The following is a 22470-nucleotide window of genomic DNA, read 5'->3' on the forward strand; positions in this document are numbered from 1 at the left end:
GAAAACGAGATCCTTTATTTAAATATAAAGATAGAAGCAAATCTGAAATTTTTGCGCGTTCAAACATTCCGTTGGCATCAGTTCAAACTTGAAGAGATAATACGATGTTTCAAGCTTTACCAGAACCAGTTACTTTTGAAGAATTTCTAGAGTGGAAACCAGAAAATGGCAGATATGAACTATACAAAGGAGTAATAGTAGAAATGCAACCAACAGGAGAACATGAGCTAGTTAGAGCATTTTTGATTAGAGAACTCAATTTTGAGATTCGCAGGTTTAATCTAGCTTATACTATTCCTGGTCAAGTATTAGTCAAATCAGTTGATAGGAAATCTGGTTATATTCCAGATGTATTAGTATTGAATCTTCCTAACTTGGTCAATGAACCCCTCTGGAAAAAAGCATCAACAGTTACTCAAGCAGAATCAATTCCATTAGCCGTGGAAGTTGTAAGTACAAATTGGCGTGATGATTATTTCCTTAAATTTGGTGAGTACGAGGAAATTGGGATTCCAGAATATTGGATTGTTGACTATGCTGCTCTTGGTGGAAAGCGGTTTATTGGGAATCCTAAACAACCGACAATATCAGTTTATGCTTTAGTCGAAGGTGAATATCAAGTTACTCAATTTCGAGGAAATGACCGGATTCAATCACCTACTTTAAGAGAGCTAAATTTAACTGCTGAACAAGTTTTTCAAGCTGCTTTAGGACAGTATTGATTTCTGCAAGCCGCACACTCGTGACTTCCAGTCATGAGTTAGGCGATCCATATTTCTATATTTAGATGCTTGTGTATTATGGTAAAATCATTGTAGCGAAATATTAAAAGACAAATGCAGAGAGCGTTTAAAGTTACACTTATCCCTAACCACAACCAACAAGTCTTAATTAACAAGACAATTGGTTGTGCAAGATATGTGTATAACCGCTTTTGGCACTAAGACAAGAGTTATATGCCACGGAGCAGAAGACTTTAAACTACAATGCTTGTAGCCAGCAGCTAACTCTACTCAAAAAGGAGATTGAGTGGTTAAATGTTGTAGATAAATTTGCTCTGCAAAACTCACTCAAGAATTTAGAGACGGCATACAAAAAGTTTTTTACTGACTTGAAGAAGTCTAAAAATAAAAAAGGTGTCGGTTTCCCCAAGTTCAAAAAGAAGCATGGTTGCAAGCAGTCTTACAAAACGAATCTTACTAACGGTAACATCCAGGTAATAGAGAATCGTTTAAAGCTTCCGAAGTTAGGATGGATAAAGTTTCACAAATCACAAGATATTAGCGGGAAGCTTACAAACGTTACGATAACCCGGACTTCTGAGGGTATTTATATTGCTAGTATTTTGTGTGAAACTGAGATAGAGAAATACCCTCAAGTCACGCAAAATATTGGATTAGATTTAGGTATCAAATCTTATCTGGTTACTAGCGATGGTGAAGTTGTAGAAAATCCTAAATATTATAGAACCCAGAAGAGGAAGTTACGCGCATCTCATAAAAAACTATCTCGCAGTCAGAAAAGTAGTAGCAATCGAGTCAAAGCGAAAAACAAGCTGGCTCGTACATACCAACGCATTACCAATCTCAGAGATGACTTTTTGCACAAGTTGTCAACTCGATTAATTAAAGAAAACAGCATTATCTGTATAGAAGATTTACGAGTTGCCAATATGGTGAAAAACCATAAATTAGCCCTGAGTATTTCAGACGCTAGCTGGTCAAAGTTTGTCGCCATGCTTGAATACAAAGCTCTGTGGCATGACAGAATCGTACAGAAAGTTGGCACCTTTTATCCCTCATCTCAGACTTGTAATGACTGTGGTTTTATCAACCCATTGGTTAAGGATTTAAAGTTGCGCGAATGGTCTTGTCCTAATTGCACTAATTACAACTTGAGGGACAAAAATGCAGCGTTAAATATTTTGAGTGAAGGGTTGAGAATTCTAACAGCGAAAAGCGGGGGTGTTAATACTGCTGGGGTTTCCCCAGCAACCCCCCGACTTTTCAAGACAGCAGCCGTCGGTGCGCCGGATGCTATATACGCCTGTGGAGAACTTGTTAGTCCTGAATTTCTTCAGGCAAAGATCGTTGAAGCAGGAATCACGCGACTTTAAGTCGTGTGAGGTTCAATAAGACTAATACTTTCCAAGTCAACGAAAGCGATTTTGGTATTGGTATAAACTATCCTTTGCAATTTGTCCTTTGAATGACCCAAAAATTTTATAGTCTGTTTGTTGAGCATTATCTTGAAGGCTTGCTTTCACCATTAGGTAGCGTAGAAATTAGTGGCGTAATAACCGGTTCAGAAAGGCGGGGAATTGTTCTGTTTTTTCCGAAAGGGACAATCCAAACCGAAAGACACTCACTTGGATTACTTGCTAAAGTTGCTCAAAGTGATTGTTCAATAGAAGTTTATTATGAGCAAATTGGTGAAACAGAAGTCCGAAGCTGCCTACATAAACTTTTAAATGTCTTTTCAACTTTGAACTGTCGGGCATCGGCAGAAGGAAAAACTTTAGATGATGATGATGATGATTTACCTCGTTTGTGGATTTTAGTACCATCAGCTTCGCCAGATTTACTCAAAGGTTTTGGCGCACAATTAGAGCTAGAAAACTGGTCTACTGGAATATACTTTCTGCCTAATGTTTTTAGAATTGCAATAGTAGCTATTAACCAACTACCAGTTACTTCAGAGACGCTATGGTTGAGGCTTTTGGGACGGGGAAAAGTACAAATTCAAGCAGTAAGTGAACTGGTTGCCCTTCCACCAGAGAATCTTATCCGCCGTAATATTCTTGAAATGGTTTACAGATGGCGTATCAGTGTGATGACGCAAACAGATTTAACCGAAGATGACCAGGAGTTAATTATGAATTTAACAGAAGCTTATCAAGAAGCAAGAGCGCAAGCGGTACAAGAAGGAATAGAGCAAGGAGTACAACTTGAACGCCGTCAGGTTGTAGAAAACTTGTTGAGATTTCGGTTTGGTTCTGTGGATGAAGAACTCTCAAGAGTGGTCGATAATTTGTTGCAGTTAGCACCAGATGACTTTGCAAGATTTTTACTGGAATTGTCTAGTTTATCTCGTGAAGAGTTGTTAGCAAGATTTAATTCACACGAATAACCTGTAACTACAAATAATTAGTAATAAAAAGCGCTTTTGTGAAATCAAGAGCGCTGTTTTATTGGCTCTACGCTTCACATATCACAATTAAACGGCTGCGCCAATGCAAAAGTGAAAATGCTTTTAGTACAAACAAATGAACCCTCAAGAAACATCGGATTTACTTGCTGCTTTGATGCGCCAAGAGGAACTACTTAAACACTTGGTTGCTTCGATTCACGCTCTCCTCGTCAGTCATTCTCGCTGAAGACCGCAACGACAAAACAACCCCAACTAAAGCTTTACCCTACCAATTAATTACTCACCTGAAGTAGTAAAAGCTGTAAATAACCCAACTCTCAAAGAAACAGAGAAAAAGAATGCCATTTGGCTAATTCTCAAGAAACATTTGCAAGAATAAAGTTGTAAAGGGATATGTTACACATCGGATTCAATAAAGAAGATAACTGTTTTCATGGAAACACAGATGAGGAGCTTGAATCTATCTGGCGTTCGAGATATGATCCTAAACTTATTAAAAAGCGCGAATCTATGGGTGGCGGAGAAATTCAGAAACTTAAGCAGCAACGATTAGCGATTGTTGCTGAATTAATTACTAGAGATATGAGAAAAAATGGCGAGATTGAGTAGGCGATAAAATGTGAGTCAAATATGACACCTGGAATTCCTTGTCCAGATGGTTTGAAGCAGAACTACTCAAGCAAATTAACGGGCAAGAAAGGCAATAAAAACTAATTATTAACCTATGATTAAGGCGCTTTTGTTTTCACAGAAGCGCTGTTTTATTGCTCTACACTCCACATATTAGAACTTAACGGCTGCGCCAATGCGAAAGTGAAATGTATTGGTATTGAACAATGAACCCTCAAGAAAATTCTGAATTACTTGCTGCTTTGATGCGCCAAGAGGAACTACTCAAGCAGTTAGTCGCAGCAATCAATAAACCAAAACTGGGATTGCACTCTGAAGCTGGCAATTGCAAAATCTACTGCAATCGTCAGCACGGAGGATTGTGGTACACACTCAATGGTGAACCGAGTGATGTCCCTCAAACTGCCTTAACTGGATATCTTAAAGAACTACGTTTTGAGAATACAGAACGCCGCAAAAAAGAAACCTGCAAGTTACTAATAACTATGCAAGCAGACCGGACATATATCTTAGAATCAGGCTACGATACCCATTTTTCAAAGTGCATACTTGCAGCGATCGCAACTTTGACCCCACAACAATTATATTCTCCCATCACACTACAGCCGCACCCTGGGACGACAGATGAAAACGTGTTGTTCTGTCGGATATGGGTAGAGTCGGAATTAGTGATGGCATCTTACAACGAGCAAACAGAGTGGCGAGAGGTCAGTAAACAGGCTTTGGCTGTAACAAAAGCTGCGAATGAGATAGCGTTTTAACGAAGTCGGAAATAGAGTTTGGGCAATTGTAATTAGAAGTTGCTCAAACTTTGTCTACAGCTAACAGTGCTGTTTAATCAATCACAAATAATTAGCGATGACTACAACAATCGTTCACCCTAGTATCGAAAACTTACAGCAGTTTTCTGACTTATTCGACATTGAGAAATTATTGCAATCTGAAGGAATTCTGCCGTGGCTTCTAGCAAATGGCTGGAACTACGACGATGAATCCTGTTTGATTGCCAATATTATCGATGAGTCAACAAGTCTTGATGAAGTTTTGAACTCTGAAGAGTTTGATTTTAATGCTCTGTCAGATGAATCAAAGGAAAAATTAAATCAGATTATCCGTGAAAAACTCTCCAGTCAAACTGATTAAATCTGACTGGAGAGAAAAATCGATTCCACAAAAGATTATCACACACTCTAGTTTAATACTAATCAGATGGAATTAAATTTGATTAAAGTCTACGACTCAACGCTTTTAAGCTCCTCAAAAGTTTACCAAATTAACGGTACGCTTTCACGATACTTGGGTGATGAAGGTACTATCCAACATCCACAGTATCTATTTTTGCCTTTGCCAAATCAAAGGAAAAAAGCCAGCTTTCGACTAAATCGAAACAAACTCATGACTCGCTGTTATGAGGTCGAAGGCATGGTCTATGAGAAGCCTGCGGTACAGGATAATTCACAGCAACTTCAGCTATTTTAAGCCATGTCCATACATAAACCACCAGTCATTAAAAGACATGTTCGCCTGCAAAAAAGCTCTACAAAAGTAATCTATAGAGCTACTACAGACATTCACAAGTTGAGAAATCACCACAAAGAAAGCTTCGCTTAATCGAAAGTGAAAAATAATGATTGAGGTCAATAATCATGGTACAAGCAATTGACAACCCTATCGCTGCAAATTTTCTGACTGATGCAGTAGTCGAGCGCCACAATTTCTCACAGTTAAATAAAACCCGTATTCGCTTCCGCATTCAGCTAAAGAAAAGTACAAAGTCTGCTGCTCCTAAATGGGCAGATGTCTTAAAAGCTGAAGTTTCTGAAATTGAATCAGACCTCGTTAAAGTTACAAATTCCGAAGTTGGGTTACGCGGAATCAAGGTTTTCAAAAAGCTTGATGAAGCTGCTGCACAACTGAGGCAAGAGATTGCTTCAGTTCAAGAATGGATGTCTGCTGATACTGGTGATTGGATTTGTCCTATTGATTTGGCTCCACTCGTTTGGAATCAGTTAATCAATATCAGAGATAATATCGCCCCTGGTTTACGCAATCAATTAAAAGCTGATTACGAAGCGGGACTTATTGATTACCAAGAGCGAATTGATCAGTTCCTCTCACTTAATACTTGGGAATTAGCACAGGATAAGCAAGAGTCAGTCAAAGCAAACTTGTTAAGAGCATTCCCAACTCTCACTGACCTCGAAGACTATTTGCAGGTCGTCATTGGTCGCCCAGTGATTATCCCGGCATTGTCCGAACAACTGAACCAACAGCAAGCCGAATGCCTTGACCAAATTACGCGATTCATCCAACAGTATGACCAAAATCTGGAGCAAAGGCTGCGGGAATCTGCGATCGCTGGCGGTGAACAACTCGCCGCGCAGCTTCTCTCTGAACTAGCCGATTGGGAGCCAGGACGGAAGCCCGTACAGTTTAAAAAGAAGATGCAACGCCATCTGATGAAGGTTCAGGTACTACTAGCGAATGCTGACCCGGAGGCTGGCAGCAGCTTGGAGGCGATGATGGCGCACTTGGACTCTATCGTTAACGATCCGGCAATTGAGTCGAAGAATCTGGGTTCAGATACGCGCAGTCTTTTGCAGCAAAAAATGCAAGAGATCCGTATCAAGTTGTTAGATGAACAACGCAATCTACAATCACTTGCGGCTGACGATGTGGGTTTGTCGAAAGCTACCGTGATGTCGTTTAAGTTCCGGTAAAAAACAGTCTTGGGCGAGTGTGCATTCGCTCAAGACTAGCACTTTAAACGAAAAATCCATATACATATACACCTCAAAAAGAATCCCGCACTTTTACTATAGGGACAAAATTCTCATGTCACACTTTTCTAAAATAGCAGTCAAGTTTAAAGACCAATCCTGTTTAGTTGAAGCCCTTCAACGCTTGGGTTTTTATCCTCAAGTTCACGAGCAGCCAGTTAATTTGTACGGCTGGCGAGGAGATAAAAGAGAAGAAGTAGCCCACATAGTCGTACCCCGCAATCAAATTAGTCGTGTCAGCAATGATTTAGGATTTTGGTTCAACGGTACAGATTATGAATGTTTAATTTCCGACTACGACCGACACAATGGACAAGCGCTTTCAGGTTTTGGCTTAGGCACACAGTTTATCTTAAAACTGCAATTACATTACATCAATTTATACCTACCAAAGATTGCTTCGCAAATTGGTGGTGAAGTAGTAGAAAGCACAACAATCGGTTCATTAACTACTGTTCGTGTGTCGCTGCCAACTCAAACTATACGAAGATAAATTATGTCTCATTTTTCAACAATCAAAACTCGACTAAGCAATCGTCAGTGTTTAGTTCAAGCCCTAGAAGATTTGAATCTTTCACCCCAAGCTTACGAAATGCCACAGCCATTGCGAGGTTATTACGGCGATTCGCAAGGTCAAACTGCTGAAATTATAGTTCAAGGTCGCACAATAAAAGCCCGTGCAGACATCGGATTCAAGTGGAATCAGTCAAACGGCGTGTACGAGGTAATCCACGACAGTTACGAAACAGTTCCGAAGCTGGGCAAAGACTTTTTCAGCAATAAACTAATGCTGGCTTATGGTAAGCATTTGGTTCGTGTCAAAGCTGCCGAGTTACAAGAAAAATTTGGTGAATGTGCGATCGCCGAAGAAACTAGCGGCACTGTGCAAACTCTACGGCTGACTTTTGCCGGACATCAAGAAGTTAAACAATTTGCACGGAGATAAATTATGGAACGCTCAATATTGATTCATTTTGACAGCGCTACAGGTGAAGTTCGTGTGGAGGCTGAGGGCTTTGAGGGCTTGAGTTGTTTGTCAGCAACCCAACCGTTTGAAGAAGCACTTGGTGTTGTGGAGGGCGATCGCACTTTCAAAGAAGAGTCAGCCCCACAAATCCGTAATACTAGTACCCATCAACAGTACCAGCGTCAATAATAGAAGGAGTATTAAGAGATTCAGATATGAAAAAATACGAGATACATACAGGGCAGACAAACTGGCCATGTTTAGTTGCAATTGCATTATCTGAAGCTGGCGCACAACCAACAGGCAACGGATTTTCATCTGACTTAGAACCCTTACAAGCAACTGACTTGCAACAGGCTTTGTCAATAGTTTGCCCACAAGCGCAGGTGAAACTTAAGAATTAGCAATTAGTTCTGTTATTGTTTCAGACTCCCAATGCATAAGCTTTTGGGGGTCTTTTTTGAACTCACTTGCTGTTTCTTCCCCAGGCATAAAAGGCTACGCCAGTTCATAAGTGAAATATCTGGATAATTGACATGAAACTCTCAAATCTGCTCTCTACACTCGATTCACAAATACCCATTGCTGCTGTTGATGTGCTATCTCCTGATGAAGCGACGATTATTCAGTGGCTGACTACTGAAGCTAACAATAAGCTTTCATGTCCGGTGTTCTTCTGGAATCTGGGAGTATCAACATTGGAGCAATGTTTAATCGCAGCAGATGGGGGATTGGTGTTTAAGCCAGTGCCAGAGTATAAGAAACCACAACATGCTGATCCATTGTTATATGTGTTTGATTACATTGCGAATTTTAGCGCTGATGGAATCTTTATCTTAGGTGACATTCACTCGTTTATTGGTAAAAATTCGCCTTCATTATCTTGGGAGATTGTTAGTAAGATAAAAAATCTCTACCATCGTCTCAAACCGACTGATAAACGCATTGTGCTGCTGGGTCAAAACATTCAATTACACGAGTCACTTGTACGCTTAATCCCTTACTGCGAAATTCCTCTGCCAGGAGTTGAGCAAATACTACTTCATATCAATTCTTATTTGCATGACCTACAACAGTCTGCTATTGAACAGGAATTGACTTTTACAATTTCCCTCAACAAGAGTGAAATTGAATCTCTCTCTCGTGCTGCCTTGGGATTAACTCTGGAGGAAATTAGCGACTTCCTGCGGTTAACTGTCAAACATAATCTAACATCAGATGGGATTTTAATTGATAGTAATTTCATACCCCAAGCAGGGCAAACGCATCTAAATATTGACGAGCCTGAATCAGGGCGAAATACACCAAGACTCAAACTACATAAGGCTTTGAGGAAATTAAATCTCACTCGTTATAAAAATGATAATCATTACGAGGGGGGAGTTAGAGGCAGCCGACGGCTGCCTGAGCTTTCACGGTCAGTTCTCCACTCTTCTAGCGTAGGTTTTCTCACAGTCTGATTCTCAATAGTTTTAGATTAATGACTAGGAATTATGAGAAGATCAGCACAAAGAAAAGCTCAATTTATGCGATCGCCGCCGGGAAGGACGGTTACACCATCGCCCTTCCGATCAAAGTGACTTTTACAGATGCTGTGAAAGTGAGGACGGCTGGCCTTCATTGAACGTGGTATTCTCACATTTATCAGAAAGAAGAATTACGTTCTTATTCTCCTCTCTATGAAGCTGAAACCCAAAATTACGATTGCTGACCATTTTGCGGTGATACAAGATCCACGAGTAGATCGCACCAAACGACATAAATTAATCGATATCATGACCATTGCCGTATGTGCTGTGATTTGTGGTGCGGATGGTTGGGTAGCCGTAGAGACTTATGGTTGTGCAAAGTATGAATGGTTAAAAACATTTTTAGAATTACCAAATGGGATTCCGTCCCACGATACATTTGCAAGAGTATTTGCACAAATAAATCCTCAACAGTTCCAGGAATGTTTTCTGAGCTGGATGAAATCAATACAGAAGATAACTGATGGTGAAGTTGTCGCGCTTGATGGGAAAACTTTACGTGGTTCTTATGATACAAGTAGTGACCAAAGCGCAATTATAATGGTAAGTGCCTGGGCAACTACAAATAAATTAGTGCTGGGACAAGTAAAAGTAGATCAAAAATCAAATGAAATTACAGCAATTCCAGAATTATTAAAGGTATTAGAACTGTCAGGATGTATTGTGACCATTGATGCAATTGGCTGCCAGAAGGAGATTGTGAAGCTAATCACACAGCAAAATGCAGATTATGTAATTGGGTTAAAGAAGAATCAAGGAAATCTTTATGATGAAGTAGAAAAACTATTCTCTTCAGGCATAGCTACAGGATTTGAGGGGATTGCACATAGCACGTATAAAACAGAAGAAACAGGGCATGGTCGTCATGAAATCCGCAATTACGTAATGTTCTCTCAAATTGAATCTCGGCTTAACCCAGATTCAATTTGGTCAAATTTTAATAGTGTTGGCATGGTAGAATCTGTCCGTTCATTCAATGGTGAAACAACGGTTGAAACTCGGTATTTTATCAGTAGCCTTGAGTCAGATGCTAAACAGTTTGGTAATTCTATTCGCAGTCATTGGGGAATTGAAAATTCATTGCATTGGCTATTGGATGTTGCCTTAAGAGAAGATGACTGTCGAATTAGAAAAGATAATGCCCCACATAATTTTGCAATTCTCAGACATCTTGCAGTCAATCTTTTAAGTCAAGAGAAGCGTGTCAAACGTGGAATCAAAAATAAACAGTTTCTCGCGGCGATGGATAACAAATACTTACTAAGTATTTTAGCGTTAGCTTAAAATAGTACATCAAAACTTGAGTTGAATGTTTTACATAAAAGTTTTATTTATTCTCTAAGTAAATATATTCTTATGTAGCTCATAATTGAATTATTTTAGTATTGACGATTAGTCATTCAGTTGAAGATAAGCTAATTCAAATTTTGAAAAATATTTGATTTATTTTATTTATCATTTCACCGATTTTTGCAATTATCTATGTCATTTTGGAATCTCCCTTAGTTTTTATTAGTAAATAAGATGCGTTTGCCCTGATACCCCAAGCAGTCGAGTATAAAACTCGGCTGTTGTCTCAAATGGGTATTGAATTGGGTAAGCCTGCTAGCATCTCCTTTGGAGGATTGGATTTGTTGCGCGAGTGGCTCAATCGACGGCGGCGGCTATTCACACAAGAAGCGCGTGAGCTTTCCTTGCCTCAACCAAAAGGTGTGTTGCTGGCTGGCCCACCCGGTACTGGAAAAACATTACTTGCTAAGAACATCGCTCATATCCTGAATCTACCGCTACTCCAGCTAGATATTGCGTCTCTTCTTGGTTCTTTAGTTGGTGAATCAGAGGGCAATGTTAGACGTGCCTTGAAAACTGCCGAAGCAATTGCTCCATGTATTTTATTTATGGACGAAGTGGAAAAAGCTCTTTCTGGCAGTGGTGACACCAGTGGAGTCAGCCAAAGAATTCTAGGGAATATCCTCACTTTCATGTCCGAGTCACAGTGCGGGGTGTTCGTTGTTGCTACCTGCAATGACCCTTCAGCACTACCAACGGAGTTAAAGAGAAAGGGAAGATTTGATGAGAATTTTTTCGTCGATCTGCCTACAGAGCCAGAACGGGTACAGATTCTAGGGATTCACCTAGAGCGATTCGGTATTCAAGTACAGCTTGAATATCTCGAAGCGATCGCAGCCTCGACCGCGAAATTCTCCGGTGCTGAACTGGAAACCCTTGCTTCGGAAGCTGCTCTGCTGGCATTCGATGAGGATAGACCGCAGCAGGTAACGCTTGCTGACCTCGAAGCCTGTCGTCAAACCATTACCCCGCTTGCGATTCAGGATGCTGCGGCAGTCGAACGAATGCAGGCATGGGCATCCACTGCACGACGGGCTAGCAGTCCTGTGGTTGCAGCGAAAACTCAGTCTCTCAGGACTGCCAAATACAGAAACATGAACTGATATTAATTGCGGTTGCTCCCTAATTTTATGGGGGCAATCACACTTTTTTTTAGTAATTGACAGCAGTTTCCTAACAATTATATAGACCGAAGTGTTTGAAAATCAAACACCAATTCACTAATCAAATTAATTAGACCTGAGAAGAAAATGAGTACATTTCCAAGTTTCGAGGACTTCAAAAACTCTTTATTTAACAAAGATGTTCCACCACCTGCTAAACCCAAACAAGAAAGCTTTGAAACCTTTAAGAACAGGATTTTAGGTATATCTAATCCACAACCAACAGAGAAATAATTAACATGGAAATCTATTTAGTGTATGTTGATGCTATCCAGAACAGCAATAAATTCTGGGCGGCCATTGTCGAAGATGGTAATTTAACAGTGCAGTGGGGCAGAGTCGGTTATCAAGCACAGACTAAAATCCACACATTAGGTAATTATCAAAGAGCCGTTAGCAAATTCAACAATCTAGTAGCCGAAAAGATGATGAAAGGCTACAGAAGAAGTCAGTCACAAATCGACAGTAATTGTGAAGTTTCTGAAATCAAAAGAGCGATTGAATTACTAGAGATTATCCGTCCTTATGTAGAGCAGAGAAATTTTTCAGTTGCTTATATCAATGCCCTAAATCAATATCTGAAGATTGTCCCAACACCTTTAGGTATGCAAATCGAACCATACAGGGTATATCGCTCAGTAGAAGATGTTGATTATCAAATGGGATTACTCAATTTTCTGTTAGCGATACCTGCACCAATTGCTGCTGCGGTGGCTGTTGGTCATGCCCCTGAAGCAACAGTAGAAACTAAGGTAGTCAGTCTTAAGACTATCAATAAGAACTTCTGGCGGCATTTGTAAATTAGCTTGTCAGAAAGTATTGCAGCCGATTTACTACAGCAATGCGGATTGATTAAGTGTATCCCCCAGCCTATACCGCACTGGGGGATATTTCTAACTGACTTTCAGCTTAATTGCTTGTTTGTCCTCTGGGTTTTTTCGTATGACATCGCTTAACCATTAGAATATCTTTTCTGAATGTGGAAATTTTATGTAAATTTAACCACCTTGGACTGACGAAAGTTTACAATATAATTACTGAAACTAATCTAGCTACAACCAACAGGCTTTGGTTTGACCTATGACTGATAATAAACAAGTTGTCTGCCAACTCACTCAACAAAAACCAAGACGTGTTTTGGTTGTAGCTCCAAGTGAACTAGCTATCCATCATCGTCACAGACAATCCTTTCAGACACTGCCTACTTTAAGCAATTACATTTTCAAAGTCATCGCTAAATTGTCCATCGTCAGCGCTATGTTGTTTGGCATCAGTGCGTTAGGCTACTGGGGATTAGAAATTGTTGAAGCTAACACAATCCCGATAATAGAAGAGAGATACGATTGGCAAACTCAAAAACATATTTGTTTCGGTTGGATGTTAGTTGCTTTTTCTAGCTTTCTTGGGAGTGCTTCTTTTGGTAACGAGTCCCACTAATCAGTTCCAAGAGAGTTAAGCAGCCTTAAAAATTAATGCGACGATAGATTTCAGTCAGGGGAATTTCCACGTTGTTTAAACTGTGCAGAACAATCGTCCGCTCAAGCTGGGAGTGAACTTGCCATAGCCAGCGATCATTACTATTACGATCCAAGTTATGATACTGTTCAATGTAGGGTTCAGTTTGGCTCACAAGCAGATATTCACAAAAGCTGGCAATCGAGCGATATTTTCTGAACTTATCCCCTCGATCATAAGCTTCAGTCGAGGGTGATAAAACTTCGACAATAAGCATTGGATTCAGAATTTCATCATTACGATTGCCATTGAACTCTGGTTCACCATTAACAACCATCAAATCGGTATAAGTACCACACTGATATTCAGGAATCCAAACTCGCAAGTCGCTATTATACAAACGAAAATCAGTGTCTCTCAGTAAAAATCCTAAGTAAATTAAGAAGTTGCTGGCGATCGCACTATGAGATTCCGACCCTCCCGACATAGTAATAATCTCTCCGTTGCGGTATTCATGGCGTTCGGGGTTTGTTTCTTCCATAGCCCGATACTCGTCTAACGTCAGGCGAGTTGTTATTACATTTGGGGGACTGGTTTGAGCAAATACCACAATCAACCTCTTAGATAATTACCTCTAAAACTATTATCTGCAAACTCAAGAAGAATTGCTATTGAACTGTGATGTAATACAGATTTTATCGTCCTGTGCAAATACCTTGGGATTTGCAAGCAGAAGTACATTTACCGAGCATCGCTGGCTTGAGAAACTCATAAGTTTCCTCAATACTTACGGGAAATGCCTCAAAAAGCACAAACTTCAAAGACGGCTAAAAAAATGGTGTTGCTAGATTCGGATGATAGATGATGATACCATCCTAGAAGGAGCGGTGGAAGCCGCAGTCTTTCTTCAAGAGAGCAGCTAAATTTCTTTGCCTAACTTAAAGCGATTGTCCAAGGTTTTTCAGATCATGGAAAACCATAAGGAGAAATCCAAATGAACTACGACATCAAAGACAAAACCATTTTGGTTACGGGCGCAAATCGCGGCATCGGCAAGGCGATAGTTGAGTCGTTTATTGAACACGGAGCCACCAAAGTCTATGCGGCTGTTCGTCAGATCAACAGTGTCTCCTCATTGGTTGAGCAATACGGCTTACAGGTAGTACCAATTCAGGTTGATTTAGGTGATCCCCAATCTATTGTTGCTGCTGCTCAAAATGCCCCAGATGTGCAAATAGTTGTCAATAATGCAGGAGTTTTTCAAGCTGGAACTCCCCTAGCTGAGGATGCGATCGCCGCTCTCGAATTTCAGATGAAGATCAATGTATATGGATTGATCTACATGGCTCAGGCATTTGCCCCGGTACTCAAAGCCAATGGAGGTGGTGTCTTTGCCCAAATCAATTCTGTTGCTTCGCTCAAGGGTTTCCCCGACTCTGCTACTTACTGTGCCTCAAAAGCTGCGGCCTATTCAATCACCCAGGCATTACGAGAACTATTGAGTGAGCAGGACACGCTTGTGCTAAGTGTTCACCCTGGCCCGATTGCCACGGATATGGGCGATGCGGCAGGAATGAGTGAGGTTGCACAGCCACCAACACTTGTGGCAGACGGGATAATAAAAGCTCTCAAAGCTGGGGATTTTCATGTCTTTCCTGACTCGATAGCTAAACAAATGGGCGATGCTTATAAAAGCTTTGCCCAAAATGTCATTGAGGTGTCATCAAGTTAACTACATTGCAGGGTAATGCTCTAGACAAGGGCATCTGGGTATTAAACAGCAAGCCCAAACTCTTCTCGATTGTACAGATTCACTACTCCTCCTAATTCAGCAGCACCCCATCCACACAAGCAATCCCCCACTGCGGAAACTTAACCAGCAATTTCTTGATTATTATCATCAGCGCCGGATTGTCATTCCAGCACGAGAGCAAGAAGTCAAACCCCGGATTCTGAAGAGAATTCGCCGCAACTTTAAGCGTAAAACCTCCGAATTATATTATTCGGTAGATATAAGCGAATAAGCCAAATTTATTTGGCATTATTTATGCTAGACCTGATATTGTTATTCCTGGATTCGATTCGGCACAGATGCTAAACTTGAGCGCACTGGTAGGACTTGTAGGATTATTCGTCATCACTATTCACGCTTGGTCAACATTACCGGATACTATACCTGTCCACTTTGGATTTGATGGACAAGCTAATGGTTGGGGGAGCAAAAAAGTTCTGTGGTTGTTACCAATTGTCGGTTTAGCAATTTATGGACTTTTAACATTTATTAGTCGTTATCCCAATACATTTAATTATCCAGTTGTAATTACTGAAGAAAACGCTTTAAGGCAGTATCAAATTGCTTGTTCAATGTTGGATTGGTTAAAAAGTGAGATGGTTTGGATATTTGTTTACATTGAATGGCAAATATTCCATCTAGCGACTACAGAAAATCCCAATTTAGGGGTATGGTTTATACCTGTAACATCAATAATTATATTTGCGACAATTGGATATTGGTTGAGTCAATCTTTTCTGGCACGTTAACGCCATACAAAATAGTCCCGAATGCCATTTTGATTCGAGCCTTACAAGAACAGTGGAATCCTATTGCATGACGTGATGAGTACATTGAACTACCCTGAGTTAGAGTCACCCAGGCAAAGGTGATGGAATGGCGCAGCTTCCCAGTGGGGGTATGATGTACGTAATCGTCTAATCGTCTCGTTGCTGAGTTTCCAAGTCCATTGCTTTCAGTTCCAATCCAATGGCATTTGAAGGACAATTATGAGTAACCCTCTTTCCCAACCCGAAGATCCAGACTTCCATTCATCTATTCAGGAGAATCTAAAACAGCTTTCTGCTCAGTTAGGATCTCCTTTGTCCGAATTATCAGTCATGGAAATATACCAGAATGCGTGCGATCTACTGAGCCACGTTTCTCCATCACCTCTTACTCTTACCCGTGTTGCAGGAACATTACTGGTCTACCGAGTCACGGACACAGAACCGGAAGAATTTGAGTGGTTCACCACCCAAGTGAAACAATGTCTGGACGAAGAAGAAGTTGAGAAGTTGATTGAATCCATACATCGCACGGATGCTTTGTAATCGCTGAAAAAGGTGGAGTCTCGCGTACATCGGATACCGTCGCATTCTCTCAAGACCGCTTTACTGTACGCTGAATCTTTGCATTTAGCCAAAACTTCAAGAAGATATTTCCCTTGATTGCTGCAATAAGCTAATCGGCATTTAAGTTGCATAAAATCAGGGCTGAAGCCCTAACTACGAGTGAATCATTCTGGAAAAACGAATGATGATTATTACCTCTTGAACTTCTTGATGACTTGGCTGATTTCTCAACAAACTCAGCAGCTAAATAGAGAATTCTGATCTGCCATTATTTTTAACTCTATTGGGAATATACTTTACTTATTGACATGATGCGGCCGCACTAGGGTGATCGCTACAACTATCATATTTTTGAAGGGAAAAACTATTGTTAAATTCATTGTTACCATCTCAAGCTGTCGCTGTTGGGCAGAATACTGAAGTGCTTCATGTTGAAATACAAACAGTTAGTTTGAAATCTATCAGTAAGAATTTCTGGCGGAATATTTGATTAAAAATACTATCAAACCTTAAACTGGTTTAGTAGTATTTTTTTCTCTCTAAGGTTTAAGCGTCCTTTCAATCCGGCGATCAGGGATAAGCCACATAATCGCGACTAAAACATACAATGTACAGCCAAACCACGGTTTTACAAAAGCAAGGGGAATTGCCGCCGCATAAATCAACACTGATATTTTGCCCTTAAAATCTCGACCAACAGCCTTGGCCAGCATTGAATCTCTACCGTGATGAGAAATTAAGGTACGACTCAGAATAAAGTATGCGATCGCCGCCATCAACAGAACCACACCATAAAAAGCAACAGGCAAAGCCGTAAAGTGGTTTTCGCCCATCCAAGCAGTAGCAAAGGGAATGAGGGATAACCAAAACAACAAATGCAAATTCGCCCAGAGAGTTCGCCCGTTCACTTGCTTGGCTACCTGTAGCAGGTGATGGTGGTTGTTCCAGTAGATTCCAACGTTGACGAAACTTAAGATATAGCTCAAGAATATTGGCAATAATGGACGGAGTGCGCCTATATCGCCCCCATGAGGCACTTTCAATTCCAGCACCATGATGGTGATGATGATAGCGATTACACCATCGCTAAAGGCTTCTAATCTCCCCTTGAACATTGGTTTATACAGGTTCTCTGTTTCTGTAAATTATCGCGTTGGTAAAGATATAGCACGCATTTGGCTAGTAGTTCACCAACCCAATGAGAGCGGTATAGGTCGAGCAGGGGGAGAAAATTTCTCCCTCTCCAACCTGCCACCACGCAAAGTTGGGTTGCCAGACCACTACTTTACGGGGGCAACCTTTAGTTCGGTTCCACTCTTAGATAAAACTGTGTAGCGACAAACTGAGTATCTCTCTTGGTTGGATCTACGTTTTCAACTACCTTTGTTGTACCTACAGCAATCAAACCTTGACCAAAAATTTCACTTGCTGCTGCGTCAAGTTGTTTTTGTGTTGCACCCGTTTGGCTCAAATCGATTGACGAAACTTGAGAAATATAAGGCTTGTTTAGAACCAGATTATCTGTGGAGAAGCAAGGAGTTGTGATGCAACGAATGCCATTGTCTTTTAGTGCCACAAAAGTGCCTTTTGCTGGGGTATTTGTCGCCGCATAGAAGGCTTCTTTTACTCTTAAATTCCCAAACTCACCGAATCCAGAAAATGTTACTGGAATGATGTTACCTCTGAGAATCACACGGCTACCATCATCATTTTGAATTTTTATTAGTTCGGAAGGCGAGACTTTCAGGGAATTCCAATCAATTGCAGACACATAGCATTCGGAGCGAAAAACACCATCTAAGCAAGGAGTAGCTTTCAAGTTGACTTGCTTTATAAAATATCCCCCACATATAGGAGAAGCACATTTGCGAAAATCTCTTCGCACCATGTAATATCCCCACTGTGGAAACTCTTGATTTTTGACACTGACTGCAACAGAATCAGTAGTCTCTGGAGCAGAAATATTTTGCGCCGATACTTTAGATAAAAATCCGTTGGTGACTATTATTGCACCTAATAGAGGAATAATTGGGTATTTGTAGTTAAACGATTGTTTGTTCATGGTAACTTTAGATTTTATTTGAGGGTTCAATACCTTTGTTAAAAGCAGAGTTGACAGAATTTCTCGTAAAAACTGTCAAAATTACTTATACACAAGCTCGGAGTTGACAAGGTAAGTTGGAATACTATAACTCTTACACTACTGACAAGAGGTTAAAAAACCTTACAGGAAACCTTAAAGGAATTTTAAGGACTCATTGTTTTTGCCAACTTTGTCCCAGAAACGCCCGACTTTAAACCCAATCTCTGCATTTAGCCAACTTGCACTTGCACAAGAACAACAAAAGCCGACTCAAGCAGATCGTTGAGTTTTATTCCAAATGAACTGAGATGTTATCCTTCCCAATTGACTAACACCCCATCCACAACCGCAACCCCCCACTGCGGATACTTCACCAGCAGTTTCTTGATCACGATCTGCAAAGCAGGGTCATCATTCCAGCACGAGAACAAGAACTCAAACCCCGGATTCTCGCCCGAATTTGCCGCTCGATTCAGTTTCTCCCTTCTTACAGGTCGCATATTTGACCTCGCTATAATCGCCTCATGCGACCACTTTTCAGCACTGGGGGCAGGCGCGGCGGAACAAGCGCCTTCATGAACGGCTCTGACTTCTACACCTGAAACTGAATTTTCAACTAACAACGGAGTGGGATTACCTTGTTCTACCTGCCCCTGGCTCTGAGTTTGATTAGCGATCGCAGAATTTAAAAATTTTTCATTTTGTGCAACAGGCGCGGCGGAACAAATACCTTCATGACAGTCTCTCGGCTCAACACCACAGTCCTGCTTTTCAGCCAACAACAAAGCAGACTGACTCGATGCAGTATCCACAAGCGCTAGCGTCGTGCAGTCTTTTGCCACAGGCAATTCTTCAAGTTCTGACGCGCTTTCGATACGTTGAGGCGACGCGCCCCTCAAGGGCGCATGAGCCGTCTCCTCAACACCCAGATTTTTGCTTGGCGCGTCAGAACCAACTACCATACCAACAACCTTAGTTGGTTGTTGGTAGGTAGTTAACGGGTTGTTAGAAACGTTGTTAGGTTTTTGAAACTCCTGCTGTGTAGGCTTTTTAGCCTCTGAAAATGTCAAATTTTGACGCTCAGATATCATTTGATGATTTTGGGGCATCACCTGTTGATTTTCTGGGATGACGGCTTGACTCTCGACTGTCACGGATTGATTGTTAAAATTCTCCCAGTAGTGTCTGTTAAAGTAACCATGCAAGTTTTTAACACGGTAACTGGTAACACCGGATCTACCAGATTGAGTTTTGCTCCTAACTTCCTCAAACTCAAACAGTCCAGCACCATTTATAACAGCGCTGGCTTTGAGAAACGAGTTGCGGCTGAGGTTGGTGTCTAATTTATGCGCTGCCCCGCCGAACTGTTCCGCCGCGACGCAATCAAGCCACAACTGTTGCACACATGGAGCTTGTTGTCTTATCCAGTTGACATCATCTATTGAAACTTTGCAATGTGGTCGAGTAGTGGCTTTCTCAGATGAGCGCCTGTCACGTTTGTTGCCACCATCAATTATTTGTAGTGCTGTAGTCATATTCTCCTCCGATTTTTCTCATTACAAATTGGGCGGCTTTTTAATTCATGCCGCGTCTAAGTTTTTTAGCTATTCTCAAAGCGAGTCTTTATTTACTGGTTCTCACCTTGCCAGAATCGCAACTCATCTCGAAAGTACCTCTCAGTCTTCCTTGAGCGCTCTTTCCAGCAATGCCAAGCCACTACCAACTCTTCTCCCAAGTCCTCTACAACTTCTCCTCTCTCGACATATAAAGTGCGATATGGGTCAGCATGGGCAACAATAGAGCCAACGCCAATTGTGTCCGGTTGAGTAGATGCGTTCTGGAGCTTGGTAATTAAATCAGTCTCTTGGGTGGTCAATTCTCCTAGATAATCCTGTTTAATCACTTCATACTCTTGGGCAACATTCCAAAATTCCTCCCAACTACACCCAGGCTGTGCAAGCACCCCCCGAATATCACTAACCGCCTGGGGCAGTATTTCCAGTTGTTCGGCTCGATATGCGATCGCAGTTGGTGTAGGTTCACTCCCCAAAATTATCGCCGCAGCTTCTAACGCTTGGGTGTTATTCATAGCGTTGGCGAGATTCTTCAAAGCCATGCCCATGAGCCGCAGACATTCTTGGGCATTCTCCTTGGGGGGTTCTTGTGCCAGCGATCGCAGGTCAATAGTTTTCTCCAGTGCTTGCTTCACTTGCTTGTTCAACGCTTTGGTCGCTTGCTGGGTCATGGTATTCCCCCACTGTTGGGAAGGGCGCTGTTCTACAGCATTTTCCAAATCCTGAATACGTTGCTGGAGTTGTTGATTCTCAATCTCCAGTTTCCGTAATCCTTCCATCTCCAAGAGGCGCTGCTGCAACCGGATATTTTCTTCTTTCTGTTGCTTGAATAGTTGTTGTAGAGATTGGATTTGCTCTTGTACCTGGGCTTCGGCTCTGCCAATAGCTTCTGCTTGTAGCCCAATCCTCAATTCCTGGGAAAGTTGCTCTAACTCCTGTTTATGACGTTCTTCAATAGCAGCGATCGCTTCGGTATATTCTGGTGAATATTTACGCTCTCTGGTAAAGGGAACGCTGGGGGCATCTAAATCAGCATTGTTGACCAAAAGCCTCTCGCCATCAGCAAAAGTGACAATCTGTTGCCAGCGATTTGGTGCGTCTGCCTCAATAGTTCCCTCTTCTCCATATCTTGGATGGGACTGTTGTGAAACTGTGACTTTAGCTTTTTGGGGAACCACTGGTTCTTGAATTTTGGGAACCATTGGTTCCTGAATAGATTGCTTTTTGCGTGGAAGTTGAGGAACCACAATATTTGCAGCAGCAGCAAAGTCTGATTCACCAGGAGAGGGGTTATCTTTCAGAGCGATCGCTACAGCTTGTTTTAGTTTCTCTGGTTCCTTGACTAACCGTAGTAGTGGACGGGCTTGACGCTCATTTTTGATGTGTCCGCCCAATTCACCAACTGCGTCTATGACCTTTTTGGCTCCTAGCAGTTGGTTGATTCGTCGGTATCCACCCCAGACGTATAACTCACGCTGGCAGTATTCTTCAAAGTTTTTATATCCAGCTTGCAGGTAAAGCTGCTGTTCCCGCATCTGGAGGATTTCATCTACCGCTTGCCACTCGAATCTGTCGATGGCGGTGAAGGTTTCGTGGATGCTGGTGTTGAGGTTGCTGTAATCGAGTGCTGAGGTTTTTTCTTTTTCTAGTGTCAGCATATCTCTTGCCCACTATGGTAAATACTTGAAAATTGGGGTGTTGCAGTTTAACCAAAGTGAACCGGGTAGCTGTCAGATGGATTTTCCAAAAATATGGCAGCATTATAGTTAGCTCACTTTGTGGTAAACGGATTGAGCAGGCGATCGCATTGCTGTGACGGGCGGCGATCGCTTTTGCTATGCAGCCGTTAAACAGGCTTGATTTTCAGCATCAATTGCTGAAGACTTTCGGCCTTGACTTAGTGCGCTACTCCTACTGCTGTTAGGGTTTTCAGAAGAGGCAGAAGTATCTGAATCTTGGGTGTAATCAATTAAATCGAACGGAGTAATCTGCCTATCTAAATCGTGCGCTAGACGATTTAGTGCGTTACAGAGATTATTTAGGGAATGACCATCCAAGCGTGGCATTGTTTTGGCTTTCCGTAAATTTGATACTGAATTAGCACTGAGATTTAACTCATTGGCAAGATCACCCGCCTTGATGTCATATCTTGCCATTACCTCTTTTAGTTTCCACTTAATCAAAGTCTGATTCACAAAAATCAACACCTTAAATGTACTCCGCTACCTAACACTAGTACAAATGTTAGCACTCAGACTTTGAAATATACAAAAATGATCAATATATTTACAAATTAAACTTATAAAAATACAAGTTTACCTCTTGACATCAGGCTGTATTCCAAGTTAGACTTGTAATTAACAAGGAGGAAAAAGTGTTATGCCTCTTAAATAAATAAAGAAGCACTAAAAACTACAGAACTTTGACAGCACAATCCAAAGTCACCGCTTGATGAGTAACCGAGGCACTGGCGCAACCAGAGAAGGCGATGGGTACACAGATGGGAAATGGATTTGCACTAAATAACAAATTACCAGCAGGACGGCAGTTGAAGCTTTTTAAGCCGTACACGTCGCCTGATACGCTGTATCTCCTGTTTTGGTATCACTCAAATGCCACTGGCTTTGAGTCACAAATATATGGCTACGCCAAATCTAATTGAG

25 protein-coding genes and 3 pseudogenes are annotated in these 22470 nt (G+C 41.3%); 22 read left to right on the forward strand and 6 right to left on the reverse strand.

What is annotated here, in order from left to right:
* Nucleotides 1–104 precede the first annotated feature (104 nt).
* The 18 genes and pseudogenes from FD724_RS36205 (at nt 105) to FD724_RS36290 (ending at nt 13006) form a co-directional block, all read left to right on the forward strand.
* Nucleotides 105–722 carry a Uma2 family endonuclease gene (locus tag FD724_RS36205; RefSeq protein WP_179076333.1) on the forward strand — a complete coding sequence of 206 codons (618 nt, stop codon included), beginning with the start codon at nt 105–107 and terminating at the stop codon, nt 720–722.
* 114 nt (nt 723–836) lie between these two features.
* Nucleotides 837–2116, forward strand: a pseudogene (gene tnpB / locus FD724_RS36210) (IS200/IS605 family element RNA-guided endonuclease TnpB).
* A 92-nt stretch (nt 2117–2208) separates the two neighbouring features.
* Nucleotides 2209–3129: a hypothetical protein gene (locus FD724_RS36215; RefSeq protein WP_179076491.1), complete on the forward strand. Its 921-nt coding sequence runs from the start codon at nt 2209–2211 to the stop codon at nt 3127–3129.
* Between the two features lie 414 nt (nt 3130–3543).
* Nucleotides 3544–3759 carry a hypothetical protein gene (locus FD724_RS36220; protein ID WP_104899660.1) on the forward strand — a complete coding sequence of 72 codons (216 nt, stop codon included), beginning with the start codon at nt 3544–3546 and terminating at the stop codon, nt 3757–3759.
* Between the two features lie 227 nt (nt 3760–3986).
* A complete protein-coding gene (locus tag FD724_RS36225) occupies nt 3987–4541 on the forward strand; it encodes a hypothetical protein (RefSeq protein WP_179076492.1) in 555 nt (184 codons plus the stop codon).
* Between the two features lie 97 nt (nt 4542–4638).
* The gene (locus FD724_RS36230) at nt 4639–4923 is read left to right on the forward strand and encodes a hypothetical protein (protein WP_179076493.1); all 285 of its coding nucleotides are present in this window, start codon (nt 4639–4641) and stop codon (nt 4921–4923) included.
* Nucleotides 4924–5001: 78 nt separating this feature from the next.
* Nucleotides 5002–5259 (forward strand): hypothetical protein, encoded by a 258-nt coding sequence (locus tag FD724_RS36235; RefSeq protein WP_372726550.1) that lies wholly within the window; start codon nt 5002–5004, stop codon nt 5257–5259.
* Nucleotides 5260–5426: 167 nt separating this feature from the next.
* A complete protein-coding gene (locus FD724_RS36240) occupies nt 5427–6500 on the forward strand; it encodes a hypothetical protein (RefSeq protein WP_179076495.1) in 1074 nt (357 codons plus the stop codon).
* Between the two features lie 115 nt (nt 6501–6615).
* On the forward strand, nt 6616–7053 hold the full coding sequence (locus FD724_RS36245) for a DUF1257 domain-containing protein (protein WP_179076496.1): 438 nt from the start codon (nt 6616–6618) through the stop codon (nt 7051–7053).
* A 3-nt stretch (nt 7054–7056) separates the two neighbouring features.
* Nucleotides 7057–7506 (forward strand): DUF1257 domain-containing protein, encoded by a 450-nt coding sequence (locus tag FD724_RS36250; RefSeq protein ID WP_179076497.1) that lies wholly within the window; start codon nt 7057–7059, stop codon nt 7504–7506.
* 3 nt (nt 7507–7509) lie between these two features.
* Nucleotides 7510–7716, forward strand: a complete 207-nt coding sequence (locus tag FD724_RS36255) for a DUF2997 domain-containing protein (protein WP_179076498.1) — start codon at nt 7510–7512, stop codon at nt 7714–7716.
* A 26-nt stretch (nt 7717–7742) separates the two neighbouring features.
* Nucleotides 7743–7931: a hypothetical protein gene (locus tag FD724_RS36260; RefSeq protein ID WP_179076499.1), complete on the forward strand. Its 189-nt coding sequence runs from the start codon at nt 7743–7745 to the stop codon at nt 7929–7931.
* A 132-nt stretch (nt 7932–8063) separates the two neighbouring features.
* Nucleotides 8064–8774: pseudogene (locus FD724_RS36265) on the forward strand (ATPase); the annotation flags it as partial.
* 432 nt (nt 8775–9206) lie between these two features.
* Nucleotides 9207–10340: an ISAs1 family transposase gene (locus FD724_RS36270; RefSeq protein ID WP_179072797.1), complete on the forward strand. Its 1134-nt coding sequence runs from the start codon at nt 9207–9209 to the stop codon at nt 10338–10340.
* Nucleotides 10341–10591: 251 nt separating this feature from the next.
* Nucleotides 10592–11509 (forward strand): annotated as a pseudogene (locus tag FD724_RS36275) (AAA family ATPase); the annotation flags it as partial.
* A gap of 147 nt (nt 11510–11656) precedes the next feature.
* Entirely contained in the window at nt 11657–11803 is a 147-nt protein-coding gene (locus tag FD724_RS36280) for a hypothetical protein (protein WP_179076500.1), read from the forward strand.
* A 5-nt stretch (nt 11804–11808) separates the two neighbouring features.
* A complete protein-coding gene (locus tag FD724_RS36285; protein ID WP_179076501.1) occupies nt 11809–12369 on the forward strand; it encodes a WGR domain-containing protein in 561 nt (186 codons plus the stop codon).
* Nucleotides 12370–12649: 280 nt separating this feature from the next.
* Nucleotides 12650–13006: a hypothetical protein gene (locus tag FD724_RS36290; RefSeq protein ID WP_179076502.1), complete on the forward strand. Its 357-nt coding sequence runs from the start codon at nt 12650–12652 to the stop codon at nt 13004–13006.
* A gap of 25 nt (nt 13007–13031) precedes the next feature.
* Here FD724_RS36290 and FD724_RS36295 read toward each other — a convergent pair whose 3' ends face one another.
* Nucleotides 13032–13634 (reverse strand): Uma2 family endonuclease, encoded by a 603-nt coding sequence (locus tag FD724_RS36295; protein WP_179076503.1) that lies wholly within the window; start codon nt 13632–13634, stop codon nt 13032–13034.
* A gap of 384 nt (nt 13635–14018) precedes the next feature.
* Between FD724_RS36295 and FD724_RS36300 the strand changes: the two genes are divergently transcribed.
* The 3 genes from FD724_RS36300 to FD724_RS36310 all read left to right on the forward strand — a co-directional run bounded on the left by FD724_RS36300 (nt 14019) and on the right by FD724_RS36310 (nt 16129).
* Nucleotides 14019–14756 carry an SDR family oxidoreductase gene (locus FD724_RS36300; RefSeq protein WP_179076504.1) on the forward strand — a complete coding sequence of 246 codons (738 nt, stop codon included), beginning with the start codon at nt 14019–14021 and terminating at the stop codon, nt 14754–14756.
* 359 nt (nt 14757–15115) lie between these two features.
* Nucleotides 15116–15565, forward strand: a complete 450-nt coding sequence (locus FD724_RS36305; RefSeq protein WP_179076505.1) for a DUF1648 domain-containing protein — start codon at nt 15116–15118, stop codon at nt 15563–15565.
* A 240-nt stretch (nt 15566–15805) separates the two neighbouring features.
* Nucleotides 15806–16129: a hypothetical protein gene (locus FD724_RS36310; protein WP_179076506.1), complete on the forward strand. Its 324-nt coding sequence runs from the start codon at nt 15806–15808 to the stop codon at nt 16127–16129.
* Nucleotides 16130–16689: 560 nt separating this feature from the next.
* Here the strand turns inward: FD724_RS36310 and FD724_RS36315 are convergent.
* The 5 genes from FD724_RS36315 to FD724_RS36335 all read right to left on the reverse strand — a co-directional run bounded on the left by FD724_RS36315 (nt 16690) and on the right by FD724_RS36335 (nt 22002).
* Nucleotides 16690–17265 (reverse strand): TMEM175 family protein, encoded by a 576-nt coding sequence (locus FD724_RS36315; protein ID WP_179076507.1) that lies wholly within the window; start codon nt 17263–17265, stop codon nt 16690–16692.
* Between the two features lie 185 nt (nt 17266–17450).
* A complete protein-coding gene (locus FD724_RS36320; RefSeq protein ID WP_179076508.1) occupies nt 17451–18212 on the reverse strand; it encodes a DUF6748 domain-containing protein in 762 nt (253 codons plus the stop codon).
* Between the two features lie 332 nt (nt 18213–18544).
* On the reverse strand, nt 18545–19768 hold the full coding sequence (locus FD724_RS41395; protein WP_256874722.1) for a hypothetical protein: 1224 nt from the start codon (nt 19766–19768) through the stop codon (nt 18545–18547).
* 92 nt (nt 19769–19860) lie between these two features.
* Nucleotides 19861–21465 carry a hypothetical protein gene (locus tag FD724_RS36330; protein WP_179076509.1) on the reverse strand — a complete coding sequence of 535 codons (1605 nt, stop codon included), beginning with the start codon at nt 21463–21465 and terminating at the stop codon, nt 19861–19863.
* A gap of 177 nt (nt 21466–21642) precedes the next feature.
* Complete coding sequence (locus tag FD724_RS36335) at nt 21643–22002, reverse strand: helix-turn-helix transcriptional regulator (protein WP_256874723.1); 360 nt, start codon at nt 22000–22002, stop codon at nt 21643–21645.
* A 293-nt stretch (nt 22003–22295) separates the two neighbouring features.
* On the opposite strand from FD724_RS36335, the gene FD724_RS36340 reads away from it, so the two are divergent.
* Nucleotides 22296–22469 (forward strand): hypothetical protein, encoded by a 174-nt coding sequence (locus FD724_RS36340; RefSeq protein WP_179076510.1) that lies wholly within the window; start codon nt 22296–22298, stop codon nt 22467–22469.
* The last annotated feature ends 1 nt before the right edge of the window (nt 22470 follow it).

Source organism: Nostoc sp. C057 (assembly GCF_013393925.1).
Classification (GTDB): Bacteria; Cyanobacteriota; Cyanobacteriia; order Cyanobacteriales; family Nostocaceae; genus Nostoc; species Nostoc muscorum_A.

Excerpts from the sequence above, each read along its gene's own strand:
- FD724_RS36240 (WP_179076495.1), top strand. The coding sequence starts at position 5,427 with ATGGTACAAGCAATTGACAACCCTATCGCTGCAAATTTTCTGACTGAT.
- FD724_RS36245 (WP_179076496.1), top strand. The coding sequence starts at position 6,616 with ATGTCACACTTTTCTAAAATAGCAGTCAAGTTTAAAGACCAATCCTGT.
- FD724_RS36215 (WP_179076491.1), top strand. The coding sequence starts at position 2,209 with ATGACCCAAAAATTTTATAGTCTGTTTGTTGAGCATTATCTTGAAGGC.
- FD724_RS36305 (WP_179076505.1), top strand. The coding sequence starts at position 15,116 with ATGCTAAACTTGAGCGCACTGGTAGGACTTGTAGGATTATTCGTCATC.
- FD724_RS36220 (WP_104899660.1), top strand. The coding sequence starts at position 3,544 with ATGTTACACATCGGATTCAATAAAGAAGATAACTGTTTTCATGGAAAC.
- FD724_RS36290 (WP_179076502.1), top strand. The coding sequence starts at position 12,650 with ATGACTGATAATAAACAAGTTGTCTGCCAACTCACTCAACAAAAACCA.
- FD724_RS36205 (WP_179076333.1), top strand. The coding sequence starts at position 105 with ATGTTTCAAGCTTTACCAGAACCAGTTACTTTTGAAGAATTTCTAGAG.
- FD724_RS36340 (WP_179076510.1), top strand. The coding sequence starts at position 22,296 with ATGGGTACACAGATGGGAAATGGATTTGCACTAAATAACAAATTACCA.
- FD724_RS36270 (WP_179072797.1), top strand. The coding sequence starts at position 9,207 with ATGAAGCTGAAACCCAAAATTACGATTGCTGACCATTTTGCGGTGATA.
- FD724_RS36225 (WP_179076492.1), top strand. The coding sequence starts at position 3,987 with ATGAACCCTCAAGAAAATTCTGAATTACTTGCTGCTTTGATGCGCCAA.
- FD724_RS36320 (WP_179076508.1), bottom strand. The coding sequence starts at position 18,212 with ATGAACAAACAATCGTTTAACTACAAATACCCAATTATTCCTCTATTA.
- FD724_RS36230 (WP_179076493.1), top strand. The coding sequence starts at position 4,639 with ATGACTACAACAATCGTTCACCCTAGTATCGAAAACTTACAGCAGTTT.
- FD724_RS36260 (WP_179076499.1), top strand. The coding sequence starts at position 7,743 with ATGAAAAAATACGAGATACATACAGGGCAGACAAACTGGCCATGTTTA.
- FD724_RS36250 (WP_179076497.1), top strand. The coding sequence starts at position 7,057 with ATGTCTCATTTTTCAACAATCAAAACTCGACTAAGCAATCGTCAGTGT.
- FD724_RS36285 (WP_179076501.1), top strand. The coding sequence starts at position 11,809 with ATGGAAATCTATTTAGTGTATGTTGATGCTATCCAGAACAGCAATAAA.
- FD724_RS36310 (WP_179076506.1), top strand. The coding sequence starts at position 15,806 with ATGAGTAACCCTCTTTCCCAACCCGAAGATCCAGACTTCCATTCATCT.
- FD724_RS36330 (WP_179076509.1), bottom strand. The coding sequence starts at position 21,465 with ATGCTGACACTAGAAAAAGAAAAAACCTCAGCACTCGATTACAGCAAC.
- FD724_RS36255 (WP_179076498.1), top strand. The coding sequence starts at position 7,510 with ATGGAACGCTCAATATTGATTCATTTTGACAGCGCTACAGGTGAAGTT.
- FD724_RS41395 (WP_256874722.1), bottom strand. The coding sequence starts at position 19,768 with ATGACTACAGCACTACAAATAATTGATGGTGGCAACAAACGTGACAGG.
- FD724_RS36300 (WP_179076504.1), top strand. The coding sequence starts at position 14,019 with ATGAACTACGACATCAAAGACAAAACCATTTTGGTTACGGGCGCAAAT.
- FD724_RS36315 (WP_179076507.1), bottom strand. The coding sequence starts at position 17,265 with ATGTTCAAGGGGAGATTAGAAGCCTTTAGCGATGGTGTAATCGCTATC.
- FD724_RS36280 (WP_179076500.1), top strand. The coding sequence starts at position 11,657 with ATGAGTACATTTCCAAGTTTCGAGGACTTCAAAAACTCTTTATTTAAC.